22 protein-coding genes are annotated in these 20,683 nt (G+C 70.6%); 6 read left to right on the top strand and 16 right to left on the bottom strand.

The window, feature by feature from the left end; all coding sequences use genetic code 11:
* Positions 1–11: 11 nt before the first annotated feature.
* The 4 genes from JOF40_RS15835 to JOF40_RS15820 all read right to left on the bottom strand — a co-directional run bounded on the left by JOF40_RS15835 (position 12) and on the right by JOF40_RS15820 (position 4,173).
* On the bottom strand, positions 12–434 hold the full coding sequence (locus tag JOF40_RS15835; protein ID WP_129183785.1) for a hypothetical protein: 423 nt from the start codon (positions 432–434) through the stop codon (positions 12–14).
* A gap of 317 nt (positions 435–751) precedes the next feature.
* Positions 752–1,438 carry a DUF6318 family protein gene (locus JOF40_RS15830; RefSeq protein WP_209674639.1) on the bottom strand — a complete coding sequence of 229 codons (687 nt, stop codon included), beginning with the start codon at positions 1,436–1,438 and terminating at the stop codon, positions 752–754.
* 39 nt (positions 1,439–1,477) lie between these two features.
* Positions 1,478–3,778, bottom strand: coding sequence for a protein translocase subunit SecD (gene secD / locus JOF40_RS15825; RefSeq protein WP_129183789.1), 2,301 nt, complete (start codon positions 3,776–3,778; stop codon positions 1,478–1,480).
* A 53-nt stretch (positions 3,779–3,831) separates the two neighbouring features.
* Positions 3,832–4,173 carry a hypothetical protein gene (locus JOF40_RS15820; RefSeq protein WP_129183791.1) on the bottom strand — a complete coding sequence of 114 codons (342 nt, stop codon included), beginning with the start codon at positions 4,171–4,173 and terminating at the stop codon, positions 3,832–3,834.
* A gap of 68 nt (positions 4,174–4,241) precedes the next feature.
* Here JOF40_RS15820 and JOF40_RS15815 point away from each other — a divergent pair, with 68 nt between their 5' ends.
* Positions 4,242–5,210, top strand: coding sequence for an aldo/keto reductase (locus tag JOF40_RS15815; protein ID WP_129183793.1), 969 nt, complete (start codon positions 4,242–4,244; stop codon positions 5,208–5,210).
* Between the two features lie 363 nt (positions 5,211–5,573).
* On the opposite strand, the gene JOF40_RS15810 is transcribed toward JOF40_RS15815, so the two are convergent.
* The 5 genes from JOF40_RS15810 to JOF40_RS15790 form a co-directional block, all read right to left on the bottom strand.
* Positions 5,574–6,164, bottom strand: coding sequence for a hypothetical protein (locus tag JOF40_RS15810; RefSeq protein WP_129183795.1), 591 nt, complete (start codon positions 6,162–6,164; stop codon positions 5,574–5,576).
* 13 nt (positions 6,165–6,177) lie between these two features.
* Positions 6,178–7,341, bottom strand: coding sequence for a serine hydrolase domain-containing protein (locus tag JOF40_RS15805; protein ID WP_129183797.1), 1,164 nt, complete (start codon positions 7,339–7,341; stop codon positions 6,178–6,180).
* A gap of 26 nt (positions 7,342–7,367) precedes the next feature.
* The gene (efeU, locus tag JOF40_RS15800) at positions 7,368–8,249 is read right to left on the bottom strand and encodes an iron uptake transporter permease EfeU (RefSeq protein WP_129183799.1); all 882 of its coding nucleotides are present in this window, start codon (positions 8,247–8,249) and stop codon (positions 7,368–7,370) included.
* Positions 8,250–8,331: 82 nt separating this feature from the next.
* Positions 8,332–9,603 carry an HRDC domain-containing protein gene (locus tag JOF40_RS15795; protein WP_245343145.1) on the bottom strand — a complete coding sequence of 424 codons (1,272 nt, stop codon included), beginning with the start codon at positions 9,601–9,603 and terminating at the stop codon, positions 8,332–8,334.
* A complete protein-coding gene (locus tag JOF40_RS15790; protein ID WP_129183801.1) occupies positions 9,600–10,199 on the bottom strand; it encodes a DUF3000 domain-containing protein in 600 nt (199 codons plus the stop codon). Before JOF40_RS15790 ends, JOF40_RS15795 begins: the two co-directional genes overlap by 4 nt.
* A 70-nt stretch (positions 10,200–10,269) precedes the next feature.
* On the opposite strand from JOF40_RS15790, the gene hemE reads away from it, so the two are divergent.
* From hemE to hemQ, 3 genes are read left to right on the top strand one after another with little or no spacing between them, the layout of a single operon-like run.
* The gene (gene hemE / locus JOF40_RS15785; RefSeq protein ID WP_129183803.1) at positions 10,270–11,313 is read left to right on the top strand and encodes a uroporphyrinogen decarboxylase; all 1,044 of its coding nucleotides are present in this window, start codon (positions 10,270–10,272) and stop codon (positions 11,311–11,313) included.
* Positions 11,310–12,641, top strand: coding sequence for a protoporphyrinogen oxidase (gene hemG, locus JOF40_RS15780; RefSeq protein WP_129183805.1), 1,332 nt, complete (start codon positions 11,310–11,312; stop codon positions 12,639–12,641). Before hemE ends, hemG begins: the two co-directional genes overlap by 4 nt.
* Complete coding sequence (hemQ, locus tag JOF40_RS15775) at positions 12,638–13,363, top strand: hydrogen peroxide-dependent heme synthase (RefSeq protein WP_129183806.1); 726 nt, start codon at positions 12,638–12,640, stop codon at positions 13,361–13,363. Before hemG ends, hemQ begins: the two co-directional genes overlap by 4 nt.
* A gap of 72 nt (positions 13,364–13,435) precedes the next feature.
* Here hemQ and msrB read toward each other — a convergent pair whose 3' ends face one another.
* From msrB to JOF40_RS15760, 3 genes are read right to left on the bottom strand one after another with little or no spacing between them, the layout of a single operon-like run.
* A complete protein-coding gene (msrB, locus tag JOF40_RS15770) occupies positions 13,436–13,858 on the bottom strand; it encodes a peptide-methionine (R)-S-oxide reductase MsrB (protein ID WP_129183808.1) in 423 nt (140 codons plus the stop codon).
* A 37-nt stretch (positions 13,859–13,895) separates the two neighbouring features.
* A complete protein-coding gene (locus JOF40_RS15765) occupies positions 13,896–14,384 on the bottom strand; it encodes a putative universal stress family protein (RefSeq protein ID WP_129183810.1) in 489 nt (162 codons plus the stop codon).
* A 26-nt stretch (positions 14,385–14,410) separates the two neighbouring features.
* The gene (locus tag JOF40_RS15760) at positions 14,411–15,061 is read right to left on the bottom strand and encodes a dihydrofolate reductase family protein (RefSeq protein WP_188111815.1); all 651 of its coding nucleotides are present in this window, start codon (positions 15,059–15,061) and stop codon (positions 14,411–14,413) included.
* A 41-nt stretch (positions 15,062–15,102) separates the two neighbouring features.
* Here JOF40_RS15760 and JOF40_RS15755 point away from each other — a divergent pair, with 41 nt between their 5' ends.
* Complete coding sequence (locus tag JOF40_RS15755; protein ID WP_129183814.1) at positions 15,103–15,957, top strand: PPK2 family polyphosphate kinase; 855 nt, start codon at positions 15,103–15,105, stop codon at positions 15,955–15,957.
* Positions 15,958–15,976: 19 nt separating this feature from the next.
* Here the strand turns inward: JOF40_RS15755 and JOF40_RS15750 are convergent, their stop codons facing one another.
* Complete coding sequence (locus JOF40_RS15750) at positions 15,977–17,041, bottom strand: AbrB family transcriptional regulator (RefSeq protein WP_209674637.1); 1,065 nt, start codon at positions 17,039–17,041, stop codon at positions 15,977–15,979.
* Between the two features lie 120 nt (positions 17,042–17,161).
* Between JOF40_RS15750 and JOF40_RS15745 the strand changes: the two genes are divergently transcribed.
* The gene (locus tag JOF40_RS15745) at positions 17,162–17,623 is read left to right on the top strand and encodes a 6,7-dimethyl-8-ribityllumazine synthase (protein WP_129183816.1); all 462 of its coding nucleotides are present in this window, start codon (positions 17,162–17,164) and stop codon (positions 17,621–17,623) included.
* 71 nt (positions 17,624–17,694) lie between these two features.
* Here JOF40_RS15745 and JOF40_RS15740 read toward each other — a convergent pair whose 3' ends face one another.
* From JOF40_RS15740 to JOF40_RS15730, 3 genes are all read right to left on the bottom strand, one after another.
* On the bottom strand, positions 17,695–18,453 hold the full coding sequence (locus tag JOF40_RS15740; RefSeq protein WP_129183818.1) for a sirohydrochlorin chelatase: 759 nt from the start codon (positions 18,451–18,453) through the stop codon (positions 17,695–17,697).
* Between the two features lie 43 nt (positions 18,454–18,496).
* Positions 18,497–18,658, bottom strand: coding sequence for a hypothetical protein (locus JOF40_RS15735; RefSeq protein ID WP_188111816.1), 162 nt, complete (start codon positions 18,656–18,658; stop codon positions 18,497–18,499).
* Between the two features lie 85 nt (positions 18,659–18,743).
* Positions 18,744–20,429, bottom strand: coding sequence for a nitrite/sulfite reductase (locus JOF40_RS15730; RefSeq protein WP_129183820.1), 1,686 nt, complete (start codon positions 20,427–20,429; stop codon positions 18,744–18,746).
* Between the last annotated feature and the right edge of the window lie 254 nt (positions 20,430–20,683).

Genomic DNA, 20,683 nt, shown 5'->3' with positions numbered 1-20,683 from the left:
CATTCTTGCACTCACGGTCTGGTCAGCACCGGGGCCGCTTCGTCGACGTCCAGGACCGCCGCGGGACCCGGCGCGAGCAGCGTCTGCCCGATCGTCTGCCACGGTCCGCCGTCGACCCGGAACCGCACGCGGTACGTCACGTCGACGCGGGCCTGGAGGTCGTCGGCAGGCTCGTCGTACCGGTGCACGACATCGGTCGCGGGGTAGGGGCGACCCGGTCGAGTCGTCGTCGCGGTCGTCCCGTCGCCGTGCACCCACTGGTAGCTCTCGGGCTCCGCGACGAGGTCGACGTCGAAGTCGAGCAGCCTCACGGTGCGCTCGAACGGCTGCGGCTCGGCGTAGAAGATGGTGTCGACGTTGACGAGCGTCTGGTCGCCCGGCTGCACCTTGACCTGCAGGCTCGGCAGCCCGATCTCCTTGACCGCCCGCAGCACGTCACCTGGGGTGAGCTCGGGATCATCAGCATCGGGGGCGGCAGGATCATCGGTGCGGCACCCGTAGGTTCCAGCTTCCGGATCGACTTTGCACTGCTTGATGGGTTGGTACGTGGGGGTGGGACGGGCGGGGATGGGGCGTCCACCATCCGCCCGGACCGGCCTTGTCGGTGGTACTGAACCTCGGTCGATTTTGGTTCCGTCAAGCCGTAGTTGAGGGAGATTCGGCAGAGGGTCGACCTTGACGTCGGCAGCGGCGGGCACAAGCAGGCCGCAAACAAATGCGGCACTGAGTGCGGCTAATGTGGGGAGGCGCATCAGGCTTCCCCCAGAGCGAGTTGCGAGATCGATTTCGAATCGCTGCTGCCGACGACTCCGAACGTGATCGTTGTGCGGGTGGTCGGACCATCCGTCGGGCTACTTGTGGAGTTCCTGAGATACGTCGTCGGGGCAACCTCGACGTCCGTCGTCGCGAAGGTTTCGTTCGGATCCTCTTGCAGCTTGAGGTCCCCGATCTTCCAGTCGCCGCCCTTGAAGTAGCCGCCGGCCTTGTAGGTGTCCTCGTACAGCGAGATGTATCGCTCGCACCCCTCGCAGCTCGGGGCGGAGAGCCGGCGGAGCTCCTCGACGTCTCCGGTCGCGGCCGCGTAGTTGAAGACGTCGACGTAGTGCTTGACGAAGGCCGCGGCACCTTCGGGCGAGTCCTCGGACGCCTGGGGCGGCATCGTCGGTACCGCGACGGCGGGCGTGGCGGTGGTGGTCGACGCGCTCGGCTCGGGCTCCCTGGGTGCCGGGTCCGAGGAGCAGGCACCCAGGGTCAATGCAGCAGCCAGAACAATTCCCCCGAATCGCATGACCAGAAAGTACCGAAACAGCAGCAGTTCTGTCAGCCCCCGCCGCCCATCCTGTGGACAACCGGGGACGTCATCCCCACCGCGCATCTGCAGGTACTGACGTGATGACGTCCCTGACGCGCCAGCGGGGACGCCATCACCGTCGCGCATCTGCAGGTACTGATGTGATGACGTCCTCGCGGGGGATGGCTAGAGGATCGCGCCGGTCGTGGTGCGGCCGTCGTCGACGTCGGCGTACGGGTCGATGACCTTGCGAGGCGCGTCGTCCGGGTTGAACGGCCACCGCTCCTCGAACAGGATCGCCAGCGCCGAGGCCGTGAAGATCGTCGACAGGATACCGACCGAGAGCCCGATCAGCAGCGCGATCGCGAAGTCCGTCAGCGAGTCGCCGCCCAGGACGGCCAAGGCCGCCAGGATGAACATCGCGCCGAGACCCGTGTTGATCGTGCGGGGGATCGTCTGCAGGATCGCGTCGTTGACGACCTCGCGCAGCGGACGCTTGCGGTTGGCCGCGGTGTACTCGCGGATGCGGTCGAACACGACGATCGTGTCGTTGACCGCCAGGCCGATGATCGACAGGACGGCCGCCAGGAACACCCCGTCGATGGGCTTGCCCCACCACGCGAACACACCGACGACCGTCAGCACCACCGAGGCCATCGACAGCACCGCGGCAGCCGCGTACGTCCACCGGAACCGCCAGGCCAGGTACAGCATCTGCGCGGCGATCGCGATCGCGAACGCGATGAGCGCCTTGTCGCGCAGCTCCTTGCCGAGGCTCGGTCCGATCAGCTCGTCGCGCTCCTTGTCGACCGATCCGGCGACCGTGGCGAGCGCCTCCTCGATCTGGACGGCCTCGTCGTTGGTGATGTCGTCGAGGCGGACGCTGATGTTCTCGCGACCGTCCTCGCCCGAGGACGACTGGACGACGGCCTGGGTGAACCCGGCGTCGCTGACGGCCACGCGGGCGTCCTCGGCGTCGACGCTCTTGGCGGTCGAGTACTCGAGCAGTCGCCCGCCGGTGAACTCCACGCCCAGGTTGAGCCCCCGCAGCGCGATGCCTCCGATGGAGACGACCGCGACGACCAGCGTGATGACGATCCACGTGCCGCTGCGCTTCATGAGGTCAGGGCCGCTCTCGGTGAGCCACTGGCGGATGCGGCCCGTGCCGGCGAGACCCGAGATGGCGGGACGTCCCTTGACGAACGACCGCTTGACCGCCCACTCGCACAGCACCCGGGCGACGACGAGCGCCGAGACCATGGAGGCCACGACGCCGATCGACAGCGTCACGCCGAAGCCCTTGACGGGTCCGGACGCGAAGAAGAACAGCAGCGCCGCGGCGAGCAGCGTCGTGACGTTGGAGTCGATGATCGCCGACCAGGCCTTGTTGAAGCCCGTCGTCAACGCGGGAGGCAGTCCCGCGGACGTCCGTTCGGCGTACTCCTCACGGGCTCGCTCGAACACCAGCACGTTGGCGTCGATCGCCAACCCGATGGCCAGCACGAAGCCGGCGAGTCCGGGCAGGGTGAGCGTCGCGCCGAGCCACACGAGGAGTCCGTACGAGATCAGTGCGTAGGTGCCCAGCGCGATCGTGGCGAGGAATCCGACGAGGCGGTAGACGATGACGATGAAGATGCCCGTGAGGGCGATGCCGATGATGGCGGCCTCGATCGAGGCGTCGATCGCGACCTTGCCGAGCGTGGGCCCGACGGTCCTCTGCTCGACGGTCTCGACGGGCACCGGCAGGGCGCCGCCCTTGATCAGGATCGCGAGGTCGTCGGCGGTCGCCTGGGTGAAGTCACCCGTGATCTGCGTGGACGCTCCGCCGCCCGACTGGCACAGGCTGGGCTGCACGGCGGGGGAGGAGATGACCTTGTCGTCGAGCACGATCGCGACACGCTGGCCGGCGGCCGGATTGGCGCAGGCGGCCGACACGAGGTCGCCCCACCCGCCACGGCCCGTCTTGTTGAACTCGACGTTGACGACCCACTGTCCGATGCCGCCCTCGGGGATGCCCGAGGAGGCGTCGCTGACGCCGTTGCCGTCGAGCAGCTGGGGGCCGAGGATGACGGGGTTGCCGTCCTCGTCGTCGATGAGCTGCTGTCCCTCGGCGGGGGGCGTGGCGTCGGCGGGGATCGCCTGCACCTCGTGGAACGACAGCTGGGCGGTCTGGCCGATGACCTCGGCGGCCTCGCGGGGGTCCTGCACGCCCGGGAGCTCGACGATGATGCGGTTGGAGCCCGAACGGGCCAGGGTCGGCTCGGAGACGCCGAGAGCGTCGACGCGTCCGCGGATGACCGTGAGGGCGCGGTCGGTGGCCTCGGCATCGGCCTTGACGCGGGGGGAGTCCTTGGTCTCGAGGACGATCTGGGTGCCGCCCTTGAGGTCGAGGCCGAGCTTGGCGGGACTGGTGAGGGCGAACAGGAGGGACACGGCGATGACCGCGAAGGCGGCGAGCGCGCGCCACATGGGTGCACGGGATGACATGGGAGATCTTTCGGGTGACGCCGGTGGGCGTGGAAGGACGGGCGGGCGCGGGCTCAGCGCGCCGGCGGTGCCCGTCCGTCGACCGTGATCTCGACGGCCGCGACGTGGGAGACGCTTGCAGCCGTCGTCCGCTCGACGGCCCGGACCGGCGCGGGAGCGCCGTCGACAGGAGGCGTCGACGCCAGGTCGACGTGGATCTGGACGTGCTCGTGGGCGGCGGGCGCGATGGCGGCGACCTGGCGACCGTGCAGCGGCGCGGCGGTGGCCTGCCCGGTGCCGGCGCTGGTGCGGGGCTGCGCGGCGCGGGCCGAGCCGCCCGTGGCCACGAGGAGCATGGCCACCAGGGCCATCATCAGGACGGCGGCAGATCTGCGCGTCGCGGTCCTCGTGAGCATCCGGGGAGTCTACGCGAGATCGGCGACACAGGGCTCGCCTGCCTGTCCGCGCTGCCTAGGCTGAGGTCATGACATCGCCTCGCACGCTCGGATCCAGCGACATCCAGGTCCCCACCGTCGGCGTCGGCTGCAACGCCTTCGGCAGCCGCATCGACCTCGAGCAGACGAAGGCGGTGGTCGACGCCGCGATCGAGCACGGGGTGACGTTCTTCGACACGGCCGACACCTACGGCAAGGGCAGCAGCGAGGAGCTGCTCGGCCGGGCGCTCGGCGATCGCCGCGACCAGGTCGTGATCGCCACCAAGTTCGGCATGGACATGGAGGGCGTCAACGGCGACGACGGCGGACGGCGGGGGACGGCCGCGTACGTCCGCACTGCCGTCGAGGCGAGCCTGCGCCGTCTCGGCACCGACCACATCGACCTCTACCAGCTGCACACCCCTGATCCCTCGACGCCGATCGAGGAGACCCTCGGTGCACTGACCGAGCTGGTCGTCGAGGGCAAGGTCCGGGCCATCGGCTCGTCCAATCTGCAGGCGTGGCAGGTCGTGGACGCCGACTGGCGCTCGCGGACGGGCGGGCACGCCGCGTTCGTGACGGCGCAGAACGAGTACAGCCTCTACAACCGGTTGGCCGAGGTCGAGCTCGTGCCGGCCTGCCTCGAGCTGGGCATCGGCATCCTGCCGTACTTCCCGCTGGCCTACGGGCTGCTCACGGGCAAGTACCGCCGCGGCGAGGCCGCACCCGCGGGCACGCGGCTGTCGGTGCAGCAGGCCCGCCTCGCCGGTGCCGACTGGGACCGGATCGAGGCCCTGCAGGCCTTCGCGGACGAGCGCGGGGCGTCGCTGCTCGACGTCGCAATGGGCGGCCTCGCGGCCCAGCCGGCGGTCGCCAGCGTCATCGCGGGCGTCACCCGACCCGAGCAGGTCGAGGCGAACGTCGCTGCCGCCGCGTGGACGCCCTCGGCCGACGACCTCGCGGCCCTGGCCGCGATCGGCGCGCCGACGCAGTCGTACACGACCTTCGCGCCCCGCTGAGCGGCTGGCGCTGGTGCCCTCCCTGAGGGAGGGGCCGACCGGCGAGCGCCCCTGGATCGTCCGCCGGTCGGAGGTGTCGGCGCGTGGCCGATGACATCACGCTAGACGACCCTGATGCCCAGAAGTGGCGGATCGGCAGAGTTCATCGGGTGTTCTTGGACATATGACCCAATCGGACCATCCGGCATGGTCCATGAGGATCCGGCGCACACCGAACGGGAGGGGTCGCGTCGGGCTGGGAAGCGCCTCACGGCGCATGGCCGCTCGTAGCGGCTAATTGTGGGACCCGGGGCTACCGCAGCCCGACGCGTCCTCCAGCCTAACCGAGCATCCGGCCCACACAAGGCAGGACGTCGACGAGCCTCACTGCAGCTCGGACAGTCGCTCCAGCTCGGCCGCGCGACGCAGGTGCACCGCGGTGTCGACGAGCCTGGCAGCACTGCGCGGATCGCCGCTGTCGAGCTGGGAGCGACCCACGCCGACGATGTGCGCGAACGCCGCTGCGCGGTCCAGCGTGACGTCGAAGTCGGGGGCCACGATGCCCCGGACCACGGTGTCGACCAGGGCGATGACCTCGGCCGGGCCCGGTGGGTCGACGACGCCCGCCAGCACCTCGTGCACGGGGGCGTGGATCTTGCCCGCCGCGAACTCGCGCGCCGCCTGGTCGGGCTGGCGGTGCACCCAGGTGCGCAGCAGGTAGAGCCGCCACAGCGCACCGGGCAGGCTGTCGGCGGGTGCACGCGACCACAGGTCGGCGATCGCCCCGAGCCCCTCGTCGTCGGCCAGGTGCAGCACGCGGTCGATGAGGCCTTGGTCGTCGTCGTTGCGGGGACCGCGCACGAGCAAGGTGGCGATGCGGTGCCCAGCGGCAGTCAGCTCGGCCGGGTCGTCGCCCGAGGCCTGCGCCTCGAACAGCGCCGATCCCGGCAGCGACGGCTTCTTGAACTCGGTCATGCGGTCACCTCCGTCATGAGAGGACCTCGTCGATCACGGCGGCGTACCCGTCGAAGCGGGAGTCGCCGCACGGGCGGATCGTGCGGGTGCCGGGCGAGTGCTCCATGACCATCCGGTTCATGGCGTACGCGATCGTGAGGCGCTGCTCGACGTCGTTGACGACGACGGAGCCGCCGAGCCCGCCCCAGAAGCACCGACGCCCGGCGCGCACCGACGGCATCGAGTGCTCGTCGGGCAGCGCCCAGCCCGTGCCGAACGTCAGCGGAAGGCCGAGGACACGATCAACCCCGCTCGCGCGCACCTCGAAGATGCGCTCGAGCGTCTCCGGCGACAGCAGCCGCACGCCGTCGAGCTCGCCGCCGTGCGACACGACCGACTGGACACGGGCGATCGATCGGGCGTTCCCGTGGCCGTTGGCCGCAGGGATCTCAGCGCGCCGCCACCGCTCGGTGTTGCACTCGGACGCCCGCAGGAAGGGGCCGGTCAGCGTGCGCAGCGCGACGTCGTCGGGGTCGTCGAACGGCTCGACCTGAGGCGGGCGGGGCGACGTCAGCGGAGAGACCCGGTGGTCGTCGGACGCGTCGAGGCCGATGTGGAAGTCGGCCCCGAGGGGAGCGGCGACCTCGGTGGCGAACCACGTGCCCAACGACGACCCGGTGGCGCGTCGGACGACCTCGCCGACGAGATGCCCCTGGTTCAGCAGGTGGTAGCCCGAGGCCGTGCCCGGCGTCCACCACGGCGGCTGGGCGGCGAGCTTGGCGGTCGCGACGTCCCAGTCGTAGAGATCGTCGATCGTCACGGGCTGGGCCCAGCCCGAGACGCCCGAGGTGTGACCCAGCAGCTGACCGACCGTGACGTCCTGCTTGTCGGCGGCGGCGAACTCGGGCCAGTAAGCCGCGACCGGTTCGTCGAGGTCGATCAGGCCGCGGTCGACCGCGACGAGCGCGGCGAGGTTGGTCATGACCTTCGTGATCGACCACACCGGCACGAGCGTGTCGCGCTCCCACGGCACGGTCGACTCCAGGTCGGACCAGCCGTCCCAGATGTCGACCAGCACCTCACCGTCCCGGACGATGCACAGGCTCGCGCCGCGCTCCACGCCGTCGCGCACGTTCTGGTGCAGCAGGTCGGCCAGGGGAGCGAAGCGGGCGTCGAACGTCCCGGCTGCCGTCGTCATGCGATCACGGTAGTCCGGGTGGTCAATCAGCGGGACGCGTCCACCGGAGTCGCAGGAGTCGCGGGGGCTGCGGGGGCGACGGCCGTGCGGGGCTTGCGCGAGTAGAGCCACAGGACGGGCAGCAGGTAACAGGCCCAGCCCAGCAGCTGGAGCCACGACGGGTTGGGCTGGAAGTTGACGGTGCCCTTGAGCAGCGTGCCATACCAGCTGTCGGGCGGGATCGTGGAGGAGATGTCGAAGACGGCGTTGCCGAGGTTGGAGATGGCTCCGACGTCTCCGGTGAGGCGGGGCAGGAAGCCGGCCTCCTGGAGGTCGTAGATTCCGTAGGCCAGTACGCCGGCGGCCACGACGATCAGCAGGTAGCCCGTGATGGTGAAGAACTTGCCCAGGTTGACCGTGATCGCGCCCCGGTAGATCAGGTAGCCCAGCACGACCGCGATCAGCAGCCCGCCTGCCGCACCCAGGAACGGCCGCGGCGTGTAGGCGTCGGCGACGGTGCCATACATGATGGCCGCGGTCTCGAGCCCCTCGCGGCCGACCGTCAGGAACGCGACGACGGCGACGGCGATCGGGCCGAGCGTCACGGCCGTCGCCATCTCGCTCTCGAGCTCCTTCTTGAGCCCTCGAGCGGTGCGACGCATCCAGAAGATCATCCACGTCACGAGGCCCGCCGCGAGGATCGACAGGGTGCCGCCGACCAGCTCCTGGGTGCGGAACGGCAGCGAGCCGATCGCGATGTTGATCGCGGTGAACGTGGCGACGACGAGCAGCACGGCCGCGGCGATGCCGCCCCAGATGTAGCGGATGTCGTGGCGACGGTCGGTCTTGACCAGGTAGGCGATCAGGATGCTGACGACGAGGCTGGCCTCGAGGCCCTCACGCAGTCCGATCAGGAAGTTGGCGAGCACCTACGAAGCGTAAGGCAAGGCAATGCTCACCGGCGCGCGAGCAGCCTGTGATCTTGCCCAGAATGGCAGCGGCAGAGGTCGGTCAGGAGGAAGCGGTCCCGAGCGCGTCGGTCAGCTGCGCGGCGACGAGACCGACCTGCCAGCGGCGGGCACCCTGACCCGTCAGCGCGGCCGAGACGCTCTCGAGGGTGACCTCGGTCGGCGGCTCCCACGCGAGGTTGCGCACGAGCTGCGGGCTGATGAGGTTCTCGGTCGGCAGGTCGTTGGCCTCGGCGATCGACGTGACGACCTCACGGCAGCGCGCGAGCCGCTCAGCGGCGACAGGATTCTTGTCGGCCCAGGCCCGCGGCGGCGGGGGACCGTCGACCCGCTGGTTGGTCGTGGGCAGCAGCTGCTCGTCGAGGGCGAGTCCGCGCTCGAGGGCGTCGAACCACTCGCCGACGAACCGGCGTGGTCCGCGGTTGCGCATGATGCGCATGCCCTTGAGCCCGTTGAGGTCGTGCGGCGGCGAGGTGGCGATCTCGAGGATCGACGCGTCGGCCAGGATGCGTCCGGGCGTGATGTCACGCTCCTCGGCGATCGCGTCGCGCGCCTGCCACAGCTCGCGGACGATGCCGAGTGCTCGGCGTCCCCGTGCCTTGTGCAGGCCGGACGTGCGACGCCACGGCTCCTTGCGCTCGGGCGGTCCCTGGAACAGCAGCAGCGACTCGAACTCCTCGGCTGCCCACTCGCGCTTGCCGGCCTGCTGCAGGTCGGCGTCGATCAGGTTGCGCAGCTCGACGAGCACCTCGACGTCGAGTGCCGCGTAGACGAGCCACGGCTCGGGCAGGGGCCGGGTCGACCAGTCGGCGGCGGAGAACTCCTTGGCCAGGCTGAGGCCCAGGTAGTGCTCGACCAGCGCCGCGAGGCCGACACGCGGCAGGTTGAGCAGGCGGCCGGCGAGCTCGGTGTCGAACAGGTGCTCGGGGTAGAGGCCCACCTCGGCCAAGCACATCAGGTCCTGCGTCGCGGCGTGCAGGATCCACTCGTTGCCGTCGAAGGCGGTGTCGAGCGGCACGAGGCCGTCGAACGCCGTGGGGTCGATCAGGTGCGTGCCGGATCCCTCGCGGCGCACCTGGATCAGGTAGGCGCGCTGCGAGTAGCGGTAGCCCGATGCCCGCTCGGCGTCGAGCGCGATGGGGCCCGTGCCGGCGAGGATGCGCGCGCACGTGTCGTCGAGCGCGGCGACGGTGTCGACGACGGGGGGCAGCGGGTCGCGCAGCTCGAGCCGGGGCGCGTCGGGGGTGACCGGCTCGGTCGCCACGTCGTCGGTCGCGACGACGTCTGCTCCGTCCGGCAGGTCGGCCGAGGTCAACGCACACCTCTCCTGCGCTGCAGCGGGATGACCCCGGGAGCCAGTGGCGGCAGGCCGGCGATGGCGCACAGCAGGTTGGACCACGCCGCGGCGTGACCGCCCGCGCCGGACGAGCCGTCGGGCACGTCCATGTGCGGCGTCCACGACGCGCGCACCTCGATCTGCGCGTCGGTGCCGTCGTCCTCCATCTCGCCGAATCCCTCGGAGCGGACGACCGTCACGCTGCCACTGGCCGCGGAGTATTCGCTGCCGTGGGCGTCGAGCGCCTCGGTCAGCCAGCTCCAGCCGACGGCGGGCAGCGAGGGGTCGGCGGCCATGTCGGCCTCGATGTCGGCCCGCGCGAACGTGACGCAGCGGAACGTCCCGCCCCACGCGTCGTTGCCGGCCGGGTCGTGCAGCAGGATGAAGCGGCCCGTCGCCAGGTCGTCGTCGTCGACCACCACGTCGCCGCTCATCGCGAAGGCGTGCGGCGCGATGCGCTGGGGCGCCGGCATGTCGTCGACCACGACCTCGGGGCGCAGCACGGCCTGCCGCACCTGCTCGACGGCCTCGGTGAACCGAGCAGGTGTGCGATCGATCTCACTGCGGACTGCCACCCTGTGATGGTAGGTGCGCCGGGGTCAGGTCCCGGGAGCGACACTCCGCACGACCTGAGAGACTGAACCGGTGACTTCGACACTGACTGACAGCGCGTTCCTGCAGGCCTGCCGGGGTGAACGACCGGCTCACACGCCGGTGTGGTTCATGCGGCAGGCGGGTCGGTCGCTCCCGGAGTACCTCAAGATCCGCGAGGGAACCGCGATGCTCGACTCGTGCTTCCGCACCGACATGGTCGTCGAGATCACGATGCAGCCCGTCCGCCGGCACGGCGTCGACGCGGCGATCTTCTTCTCCGACATCGTCGTGCCGCTCAAGGCGATCGGCGTCGACCTCGACATCGTCCCCGGCACGGGCCCCGTCGTCGCCGAGCCGATCCGGTCGGCCGACCAGCTGGCCCAGTTCCGCGACGTCGAGCCCGATGACGTCCGCACCATCACCGACGCCGTGACGGCACTGGTCGGCGAGCTCGGGTCCACGCCGCTGATCGGCTTCGCCGGCGCGCCGTTCACGCTCGCGTCCTACCTGGTCGAGGGTGGTCCGTCGCGCGACCACCGGCTCACCAAGCAGCTCATGTACTCCGACCCCGAGCTGTGGCACGCGCTGCTCGGACGCATGGCGGTCATCGCCGGTCAGTTCCTGCGGATGCAGGTCGAGGCCGGCGCGTCGGCGATCCAGCTGTTCGACTCATGGGCGGGGCACCTGTCGCTCGCCGACTACGAGACCTACGTCAAGCCGCACTCCACCGCCGTGCTCGAGTCGGTCGCCGACCTGGGCGTGCCACGCATCCACTTCGGTGTCGGCACGGGCGAGCTGCTGCACGCGATGGGCGACGCGGGTGCCGACGTCGTCGGCGTCGACTGGCGGGTGCCGCTCGACGAGGCCGTCAAGCGCATCGGCCCCGGCAAGGCCGTCCAGGGCAACCTCGACCCGACGACGCTGTTCGCCCCCACCGAGTTCGTCCACGCCCGGGCCGCCGAGGTCATCGAGGCGGGCCGCGCGGCCGAGGGACACGTGTTCAACCTCGGCCACGGCGTGCTGCCGGCGACCGATCCCGACTCGCTGACGCGGCTCGTCGACTTCGTGCACTCCTACGAGCCGGCCGACGCGTGAGGGTCGCCGTCGTCGGTGGCGGCATGGCAGGCCTGGCCGCGGCCCACGAGCTCGCGACGGCGGGCGTCGACGTGCTGGTGCTCGAGGGGTCCGACCGCCTCGGCGGCAAACTGAGGCTCGGCCAGGTCGGCGGCCTGACGCTCGACCTGGGTGCCGAGTCGGTCCTGGCCCGTCGGCCCGAGGGCCTCGACCTCATCTCCGCGGTCGGTCTCGACGACCGTGTCGTCCACCCCGAGACCATCACCGCCTCGATCTGGACGCATGGAGCGCTGCGCGCGATGCCGCCCACCGTGATGGGCATCCCGGCCGACCCGGAGGCGCTGGCGGCGTCCGGCATCGCCGTGATGCCGGAGCCTCGCATCCTGCCGGCCCCGGAGCACGACGTGTCAGTGGCCGACTTCGTCACGGAGCGGCTGGGGCGCGACGTGCTCGACCGGCTCGTCGAGCCGCTGCTCGGCGGTGTCTACGCCGGCCACACCGACCAGTTGTCGCTGCGCGCGACGACCCCGCAGATCGCCGCGCTGGGCGACGACCTCGTGACCGCCGCAGCCGAGCACCGTGCCGCCGCGACGGCGTCGGGCCCCGTGTTCGCGGGCCTGGTCGGGGGAGTGGGACAGCTGCCCGCCGCGGTCGCCGACACCGACGGCATCGAGGTGCGCCTGTCCTCGACGGTGCGCACCGCGACCCGCACGGCGGAGGGCTGGCGGCTGACCGTCGGCCCGACCACGGACGTCGAGACGGTCGACGTCGACGCCGTCATCGTGGCCGCACCAGCCCCTGCAGCGGCCCGGCTGCTCGCCGAGGAGGCGCCCGATGCGGCGTTCGCGCTGGCAGCGATCGACTACGCCAGCATGGCGATCATCACCTTCGTCCTCGACGACGCCGTCGTGCCCGAGGGATCCGGGTTCCTCGTGCCGCCGGTCGACGGCACGTTCATCAAGGCGGCCACGGTCTCGTCCAACAAGTGGGGCTGGGTCGGCGACAGCGGGCGCACCGTCATCCGCACGTCCGTGGGACGGGCGGGTGACGCCACGCTGCTGCAGCACGACGACGGCGAGCTGGCGTCGCGGGCGCTGGCCGATCTGCGGTCGGCCTTCGGCACGCTGCCCGATCCGGTCGACCAGGTCGTGCAGCGGTGGGGCGGCGGCCTGCCCCAGTACGACGTGGGTCACCTCGACCGGGTCGAGACCGTCGAGCGATCCGTCGCGGCGGTGCCGGGTCTGGAGGTCTGCGGCGCTGCCTACCGCGGCGTCGGCATCCCGGCCGTCATCGCCTCGGGACGGGCGGCTGCCCGCCGGTTGCTCGACGCTGGGACAATCGAGGCATGACTTCGCCGACCGACTCCGGACGCATCCCCAACGCTGGCAAGCTGGCCAAGGAGATCAACGAGACCATCCGATACACGATGTGGTCGGTGTTCCGGCTCGACCGAGTGCTCGGCGACGCCGACCGACAGGCTGAAGCCGACGAGGTCGACGCGCTGTTCGCGAAGCTCGCGGCCGACGACACGATCGTGCGCGGCACGTACGACGTCAGCGGCCTGCGTGCCGACGCCGACCTGATGATCTGGTGGCACGCGCCGACGAGCGACGCGCTGCAGATCGCCTACAACGCGTTCCGGCGCACGGCGCTCGGATCGCGGCTGGCCCCCGTGTGGTCGCAGATGGCCCTGCACCGTCCGGCCGAGTTCAACCGCTCTCACATCCCGGCGTTCATGGCCGACGAGGAGGTGCAGCCGTACGTCTGCGTCTACCCGTTCGTGCGGTCGTACGACTGGTACCTGCTGCCCGACGACGAGCGCCGCGCCATCCTGAAGGAGCACGGCATGGCGGCGCGCGACTACCCCGACGTGCGGGCCAACACCGTCGCCTCGTTCGCGCTCGGCGACTACGAGTGGATCCTGGCGTTCGAGGCCAAGGAGCTCTACCGCATCGTCGACCTGATGCGCGAGCTGCGCGCCACCGAGGCGCGTCGCCACGTGCGTGAGGAGATCCCGTTCTACACCGGACGGGCGCTCAGCGTCGGCGAGCTCGCCGACCTCTGGCCGTAAAAACACGCTGGGCCTGACGTTTTCAACGACACGCCGACGGCGTGTCCGCAGAAACGTCAGGCCCAGCGGGGATCAGTCGGCGGCGAGCTTGAGGGCGACGCCGTTGATGCAGTAGCGCTGGTCGGTGGGAGTGCCGAAGCCCTCGCCCTCGAACACGTGCCCCAGGTGGGATCCGCACGTCGCGCAGCGCACCTCGGTGCGCACGCCCCCGAACATCGAGCGGTCCTCGATGTACTCGACCCGGTCCTCGGCCAGCGGCGCGTAGAACGCCGGCCAGCCGCAGTGGGCGTCGAATTTGGTCTCGCTGCGGAACAGCTCGGCACCGCACGCGCGGCACTCGTACACCCCGACCGTCGGGTCGGTCTCGTACGACGAGCTGAACGGACGCTCGGTGCCCGCCTTGCGCAGCACCTGGTACTCGGCCGGGCTGAGCTCGGCCTTCCACTCGGCATCGGTCTTGTCGACCGGGTAGGTCTTCTCGCTCGGCTTGCTCATGCGTCAAGCCTACGTCGGTGCGCCAGGACGGGCCGGTTCACCGCTGGGCGTCGAACGGCACGTGCTCGAGCAGGTGGACGCTGGGCACGTCGAGCTTGCGCTGGGCACGCGACGTCCAGTCGATCTGGAGGAACTCCTTCACGACGTGGGGCTCGGTCAGGATGATGACCTCGGACGAGGCAGTGCTCTTGACCAGCTCGACCAGCGCCTCGACGGGATCGCCCTCCGTGATCGTGGCCGTGACCTGCTGTCCGCGCTCGGTCAGCAGCGCCGCGCTGGCGTCGAGCTCGGACTGACCGACGCTGTCGATGCTGTCCTGGACCTCGTCGATCGTCGTCGGGTCGGTGATCGGGACGACCTGGCCGCCCAGTGATCCCATCGACGACACCAGCATCGCCGAGGAGCTGTCGACCGGCAGCAGCAGGTGGTAGCGGACGGTGTCGTCGAGCCCCTCGTGCAGGGCGATGACCTGGTCTGCGTCGAGGTCGTTGAGCTGACGCTCGATGAGCAGTGAAACGTCGAACATGTGCGTGTCCCTTCGTCGCCTCCAGCCTACGCGCGGGTGCGGACCCACCTCGTCAGCAGGACGTCGCGGGCTGCGACCGCGTGACCCAGCGTCATCGGCCGGTCGACACCTGCGTCGCCGTGGGCGATGCGGGGCGCCGGTCCGGCGGCGAGCACGGGGGCGACGGTCAGGCAGATCTCGTCGACGAGGTCGAGACCGATCAGCTCGCCGTGCAGCGACGGGCCTCCCTCGCACAGCACATGGTTCCAGCCCCGGGACGACAGCTCGTCGAGGACGGCCGGCCAGTCGATGCTGCCCTCACCCACGGCGATCACGTCGACCGTCGCGCGCAGCTCGGCGATGCGCCCGGCGGGAGCGTGTGCCGAGGTGATCACGACCGTGCCGGGCACGACGAGGCGGTCAGGGACGTCGAGGCTGCGACTGACCAGGGCGATCGGGACGTCGGCCGGGCCGTACCCCTCGTCGCGGGCCGTCCCGGCTCCCACCAGCACGACGTCGGCGAGGGACCGCAGGACGTCGAAGACCCGCTTGTCCGCGTCGCCTCCGAGCGTGCCGGAGACGCCGTCCGAGCCGTGCGCGGCACCGTCGATCGTCGTGACGAAGTTCGTCCGGATCCAGGGCCGTTCGCTCTCCGGATAGGCGTAGAGGCGTGCGATCTCGGCGTCGTCCAGGTCCATGTCACGAAGCGTACGGGGGCCTCGTCCGCCATACTTTCGACATGTCGAAGTCATCGCCCGCACCGTCCCTGTCGTCGCAGCTGGCCGTGTCGGGGCACGTCGATCTCACGACCTTCGACTCGCGGGCCACGACGGGCTTCGACGGCAAGAAGGCCGATGCCGCGAAGGCGCTCGCCGCGATCGGCGAAGAGCTCGACGGCCTGCAGGAGAAGCTGTTCGCCGGCGGACGGTCGGGGGCGAGCCCGACCAAGGTGCTGCTGGTTCTCCAGGGCATGGACACCTCCGGCAAGGGGGGGATCGTGCGTCACGTCGCGGGTCTCGTCGACCCGCAGGGCCTGTCGATCACGTCGTTCAAGAAGCCGACGGCCACCGAGCTCGAGCACGACTTCCTGTGGCGCATCGAGAACGCGTTGCCGGAGCCGGGCATGATCGGCATCTTCGACCGCTCGCACTACGAGGACGTCCTAATCGGCAAGGTGCGCCACCTCGTGGACGACGACGAGATCTCCCGGCGCTACATCGCGATCAACGACTTCGAGCGGTCGTTCAGGGCATCCGGCGGGGTCATCGTGAAGTGCTTCCTGCACATCACGCCCGACGACCAGAAGGAGCGCCTCGCCGCCCGGCTCGACGATCCGACCAAGTACTGGAAGTACAACGCCGGCGATCTCGACGAGAGGGCGCTGTGGGACGACTACCAGGACGCCTACGCCGTGGCGCTCGAGCGCTGCTCGACGGGCAACGGCGCCTGGCACGTCGTGCCGAGCGGGCGCAAGTGGTACCGCAACTGGGCCGTCGCGACGCTGCTGCTCGAGCAGCTGCGGGCGCTCGACCTGCAGTGGCCGGCGGCCGACTTCGACGTCGAGGCCGAGAAGGCGCGGCTCGCGGCGATGTAGACCGTCGGTCGGCCGATGCTCAGCTGTGCCGACGGGTCAGCCACCGCGCGAGCAACGGAGCGGCGATCAGCACCAGCAGGAGCCGGATGAGCTGCACCGCGGTCACGAAGGTCACGTTGCCGCCGGTGTCGGCCGCGGTGGCCAGGACGGCGTAGAGACCGCCCGGCGTCGTCGCGAGGTAGGCGTCGAGCCGGGAGACGCCGGTCAGGTCGGCCAGCAGCACGCCGAACGCGGCGCACGAGCCGATGATGAAGACGATGACCAGCAGGGCCGTCGGCAGCATCCGCCCGATGGCCCGCAGGCTGGCCACCGTGAACCTCAGGCCCACCTGCGCGCCGATCAGCACGTAGCCGACGCCCTGCAGCCAGGCGGGCACCTGGACGTCGCCGAAGACGGGCAGCGCGGCGAGGGCCGCGGCCACGAGCAGTGCTCCGAGCAGGGCGGGTGAGGGCAGCCGCAACAGGCGTCCCACGAGCACGCCCCCCACGACGGCGAGCGCGGTGTAGGCCAGCGCGTCGACGGACCAGCGCGGGGCCGCCACGGCGGTCGCGAGCCCGGCACCGCCGTCGGGATGGAACACGACCGAGACGGCCGCTGGCATCGCGAGCAGCACGATCAGCACGCGCAGGTACTGGATGACCGTGACGACGCGGTCGTCCGCACCGAGGTCGTGGGCGATCGCGGTCATGCCCGACGCGCCACCGGCCACCGACGAGAACGATGCCGTCACGGCGCTGACCCCGCCGTGCAGCCGCAGCGCCTGACCCGCGACCACGCTGAGCACCAGGGTCACCACGGAGATGACGATGACAGCGGGCCAGTCGCCGCCGAGGTCGACGAGGGTCCCGACGTCGACCATGGCACCGATCGTGACGCCGATGATCGCCTGCCCCGCCACGAACGACCAGCGAGGCAGCGACACCTCGCGCGGCGACCCTAGCGCGAACACCAGTGCACCGAGCAGCCCGCCGAACAGCAGGGGTGACGGGAACCCCCCGATGCTGAGCACTGTGGAGGTCACCGCGACCGCAGCGACGAACAGTGCCCACGCCGTCCAGTCGATGTCGCGGGGCCGGGAGGTCACCCGGCCACGGTAGGTGTCCGGTGGGTGGCGTGCAGCACGTGGTCCGTGCGCGCGGTGGTACGTTCGGCCGGCGCGTCCGCCGTCCGCCGGCCGGTTCGCGCCGTCGACCAGGAGGAAGACATGAGCACGACAACCACCCGCCGGGTCGCCATCGTGGCGGCTCGCTGGCACTCCGAGATCGTCGACCGGGCGGTCGAGGCAGCCCGGGACGGACTCACCGAGCGCGGCATCGACGGCGTCGACGTCTTCGAGGTGCCGGGTGCCTTCGAGATCCCGCTGCACGCCCGCCGCCTGGCGATGGCCGGTCAGCACGACGCGATCGCGGCCTGTGCCCTCGTCGTGGACGGCGGCATCTACCGGCACGAGTTCGTGGCCGCCAGCGTCGTCGACGCCCTGATGCGCATCCAGCTGGAGACCGACGTGCCGGTGTTCTCAGCCGTCCTGACCCCGCACCACTTCCACGAGCACGCCGAGCACCTCGACTACTTCGGCCGGCACTTCGCCGTCAAGGGCGGCGAGCTGGCCGGAGCCGTCGTCTCGACGCTCGACGGTCTCGACTCGCTGTCGTCGCGGCTCGCCTGACCGTCCACACCTGACCGTCCACACCTGACCGTCCCGCCGATGGGCTCGGGCGGGACGGTCAGGCGGTGGGGTCAGGCGAACAGCGCCTCGAGCGGCACCAGGTCGACAGCTCCGACGGCGTAGCGGGCCAGGACGACCCGCGCCACCTCGACGTCGACACCCAGGGGCTCGGCGACGGCGACTGCGCCGGCCTCGTACGCCAGCTCGGCCACGCGGTCGGGCAGGACGCCCGGCGCGAGGAACAGCTGGCCGACCGCGATGTGACGACGTCCGTCGGCGCGGTGCTGACGGACGGCCTCACCGGCCGCCGGCGGGACGCTCGACGCGAACGCCGCGATCGTCGGCAGCTTGTGGTGGGCACCCCAGGCGCGGGCCGCCCGGGAGATCGCCGCGTTGGCGATGGGGTCGGACGAGCCGGCCCCGGCCAGCACGAGCGCGTCGAGCTCGCGCACGCGGTGCTTCGAGAGCGCCTCGCGCAGTCGCTTGTCGAGCACGTGGAAGAACGCGGCCTCGATGCCGAGGACCCCGGTCGCGTGCACCTTGATGCCGTCGTGGCGCTGGACGGCTGCGGCCACGACGTGCGGGACGTCGACGTTGGCGTGGTACGCCTCGCTCAGCAGCAGCGGGACGACGACGATTTCCTGGTGTCCCTCGGCGACCAGCTGGTCGACGGTCTCGTCGAACGTCGGCCCGACGTGGTCGAGGAACGCCGGAGCCACCCGGAGGTCGGGACGCATGCACGCGACCATCTCCGTGAGGGCTGTGATGGTGGCGGCGGAACGGGGATCCGTGCTGCCGTGCGCAAGAGCGATGAGTGCTGGTGCGGTCATGATGCGTGCCTCCTTCCAGGGGCGGTGCTGTGATGGGTGGGGATCAGTGGGTGGTCAGGTCGCCGGGGGAGAGCTGACCGATGAAGCCGAGCCGGAAGGCCCGGAGGCACGAGCGACACTCCCACTCGCCGTGCTTCTCCCCGTGGGGTCGGAGGGAGTCGTCGGCGCAGTAGGGGCAGTGGAAAGGGACGGCGCGCCCACTCATGACGCCACTCTGCCTCGTCGTGACCGGGGCGAAGGCACCATCAGGCTGTGCACGCCGGCAAGAACGGTCTTGGACTGCGGGTCCTTCATCGAAGGACCGCCTCGTCGGCGCGGGCGACCCAGCGGGCGAACGACTCGTCGCCGTCGCGCTCCTTCAGGTAGGTCTTGGAGAGCTTCTCGACGTACTCGGGCAGCTGCTCGCCGGTGACCTTGTGCTGGCGCAGCTTGCGACCGAAGCCGGCCTCCAGCCCGAGCGCACCGCCGAGGTGCACCTGGAAGCCCTCGACCGTCTCGCCGTTCTCGTCGAGCACGAGCATGCCCTTGAGCCCGATGTCGGCGGTCTGGATGCGTGCGCACGAGTTGGGGCAGCCGTTGACGTTGACCGTGATCGGCGTGTCGAGCTCCGGCACGCGCTGCTCGAGCTCGTCGATCAGCGTGCGCGCGGTGTCCTTGGTGTTGACGATCGCGAGCTTGCAGTACTCGATGCCCGTGCACGCCATGGTGTTGCGGCGCCACTGCGAGGGACGGGCGTGCAGCCCGATCTCGTCGAGGGCCGCGACGAGCGACTCGACCCGGTCCTCGGCGACGTCGAGCACGACGAGCTTCTGCATCGGGGTCGTGCGGACGCGGTCGCTGCCGTGGGCCTCGACGATGTCGGCGACCTGGTTGAGCAGCGTGCCGGAGATGCGCCCGACGGTCGCGGCGACGCCGACGTAGAACCGGCCGTCCTTCTGCGGGAACACGCCGACGTGGTCGAGCGGCGTCTCCGGCACCTCGGGGGCGTCGAGATCGGCCAGCGTGCGTCCGAGGTACTCGGTCTCGAGCACCTCGCGAAACTTCTCGACGCCCCAGTCGGCGACGAGGAACTTCAGCCGGGCGCGCGTCCGCAGGCGGCGGTAGCCGTAGTCGCGGAAGATGCTGACGACGCCCTTCCACACGTCCGGGACGTCCTCGAGGGACACCCAGGTGCCGAGGCGCTGGGCCAGCATCGGGTTGGTCGAGAGCCCGCCGCCGACCCACAGGTCGAAGCCGGGGCCGTGCTCGGGGTGGACGGCCCCGATGAACGCGATGTCGTTGATCTGCGGCACGACGTCGTGCCCCGGGTGCCCGCTGATCGCCGACTTGAACTTGCGGGGCAGGTTGCTGAACTCGCGGTCGCCGATGAACTGGCGCTCGATCGCCTCGATCGCCGACGTGCCGTCGATGATCTCGTCGTGGGAGACGCCGGCAACGGGGGAGCCGAGGATGATGCGGGGGCAGTCGCCGCACGCCTCCTGCGTCGACAGGCCGACCGACTCGAGGCGGTCCCAGATCGTCGGGACGTCGCGCACGTCGATCCAGTGGTACTGGACGTTCTGGCGGTCGGTCAGGTCGGCGGTGTCGCGGGCGAAGTCGACCGAGACGTCGGCGACGGCGCGCAGCTGCTCGAGGTTGAGCTGGCCGCCGTCGATGCGCACGCGCATCATGAACCGGTCGGCGTCCAGCTCCTCGGGCTCGAGGGTCGCGGTCTTGCCGCCGTCGATGCCCGCCTTGCGCTGCGTGTAGAGGCCCCACCAGCGGAAGCGGCCGCGCAGGTCGCCGCCGTCGATCGACTCGAATCCGCGGTGCGCGTAGATGTTCTCGATGCGGGCGCGGACGTTGAGCGGGTTGTCGTCCTTCTTGGACTGCTCGTTCGCGTTCAGCGGCTCGCGGTAGCCCAGCGCCCACTGACCCTCGCCGCGCTTGGGGCGCGGTCGACGGCTGGGTGTGTCGGTGCCGGGTGCTGATGCCATGAGATTCCCTTGGAGCAGGGCACACGGCAATCCCGACAGGTTCGTCACGGTGGTCGCCGCGCGCCTACGGTGATTCGACAGGAGATGTCGGTGATCGGTGCAGAGGTCGCGCGTGAATCAGCGACACATCATGTTGCGGGCGCGACCGAGGTCCACGTGGAGTCGTCCCACGAGCCAGAGGGTCTGCGCCGAAAGCATGTGAACAGTCTGCTGACGGGGACGTCTCGCGACAAGCATCCGTCTTGCCATGTGGG

This window comes from Aeromicrobium fastidiosum (assembly GCF_017876595.1).
GTDB lineage: Bacteria > Actinomycetota > Actinomycetes > Propionibacteriales > Nocardioidaceae > Aeromicrobium > Aeromicrobium fastidiosum.
Note: the sequence above shows the minus strand (reverse complement) of the source record. Positions and strands in the feature narration are given on the sequence as shown.

Excerpts from the sequence above, each read along its gene's own strand:
- JOF40_RS15830 (WP_209674639.1), bottom strand. The coding sequence starts at position 1,438 with ATGCGCGACGGTGATGGCGTCCCCGCTGGCGCGTCAGGGACGTCATCA.
- secD (WP_129183789.1), bottom strand. The coding sequence starts at position 3,778 with ATGTCATCCCGTGCACCCATGTGGCGCGCGCTCGCCGCCTTCGCGGTC.
- JOF40_RS15820 (WP_129183791.1), bottom strand. The coding sequence starts at position 4,173 with ATGCTCACGAGGACCGCGACGCGCAGATCTGCCGCCGTCCTGATGATG.
- JOF40_RS15815 (WP_129183793.1), top strand. The coding sequence starts at position 4,242 with ATGACATCGCCTCGCACGCTCGGATCCAGCGACATCCAGGTCCCCACC.
- JOF40_RS15810 (WP_129183795.1), bottom strand. The coding sequence starts at position 6,164 with ATGACCGAGTTCAAGAAGCCGTCGCTGCCGGGATCGGCGCTGTTCGAG.
- JOF40_RS15805 (WP_129183797.1), bottom strand. The coding sequence starts at position 7,341 with ATGACGACGGCAGCCGGGACGTTCGACGCCCGCTTCGCTCCCCTGGCC.
- hemQ (WP_129183806.1), top strand. The coding sequence starts at position 12,638 with ATGACTTCGCCGACCGACTCCGGACGCATCCCCAACGCTGGCAAGCTG.
- msrB (WP_129183808.1), bottom strand. The coding sequence starts at position 13,858 with ATGAGCAAGCCGAGCGAGAAGACCTACCCGGTCGACAAGACCGATGCC.
- JOF40_RS15765 (WP_129183810.1), bottom strand. The coding sequence starts at position 14,384 with ATGTTCGACGTTTCACTGCTCATCGAGCGTCAGCTCAACGACCTCGAC.
- JOF40_RS15760 (WP_188111815.1), bottom strand. The coding sequence starts at position 15,061 with ATGGACCTGGACGACGCCGAGATCGCACGCCTCTACGCCTATCCGGAG.
- JOF40_RS15755 (WP_129183814.1), top strand. The coding sequence starts at position 15,103 with ATGTCGAAGTCATCGCCCGCACCGTCCCTGTCGTCGCAGCTGGCCGTG.
- JOF40_RS15745 (WP_129183816.1), top strand. The coding sequence starts at position 17,162 with ATGAGCACGACAACCACCCGCCGGGTCGCCATCGTGGCGGCTCGCTGG.
- JOF40_RS15740 (WP_129183818.1), bottom strand. The coding sequence starts at position 18,453 with ATGACCGCACCAGCACTCATCGCTCTTGCGCACGGCAGCACGGATCCC.
- JOF40_RS15735 (WP_188111816.1), bottom strand. The coding sequence starts at position 18,658 with ATGAGTGGGCGCGCCGTCCCTTTCCACTGCCCCTACTGCGCCGACGAC.
- JOF40_RS15730 (WP_129183820.1), bottom strand. The coding sequence starts at position 20,429 with ATGGCATCAGCACCCGGCACCGACACACCCAGCCGTCGACCGCGCCCC.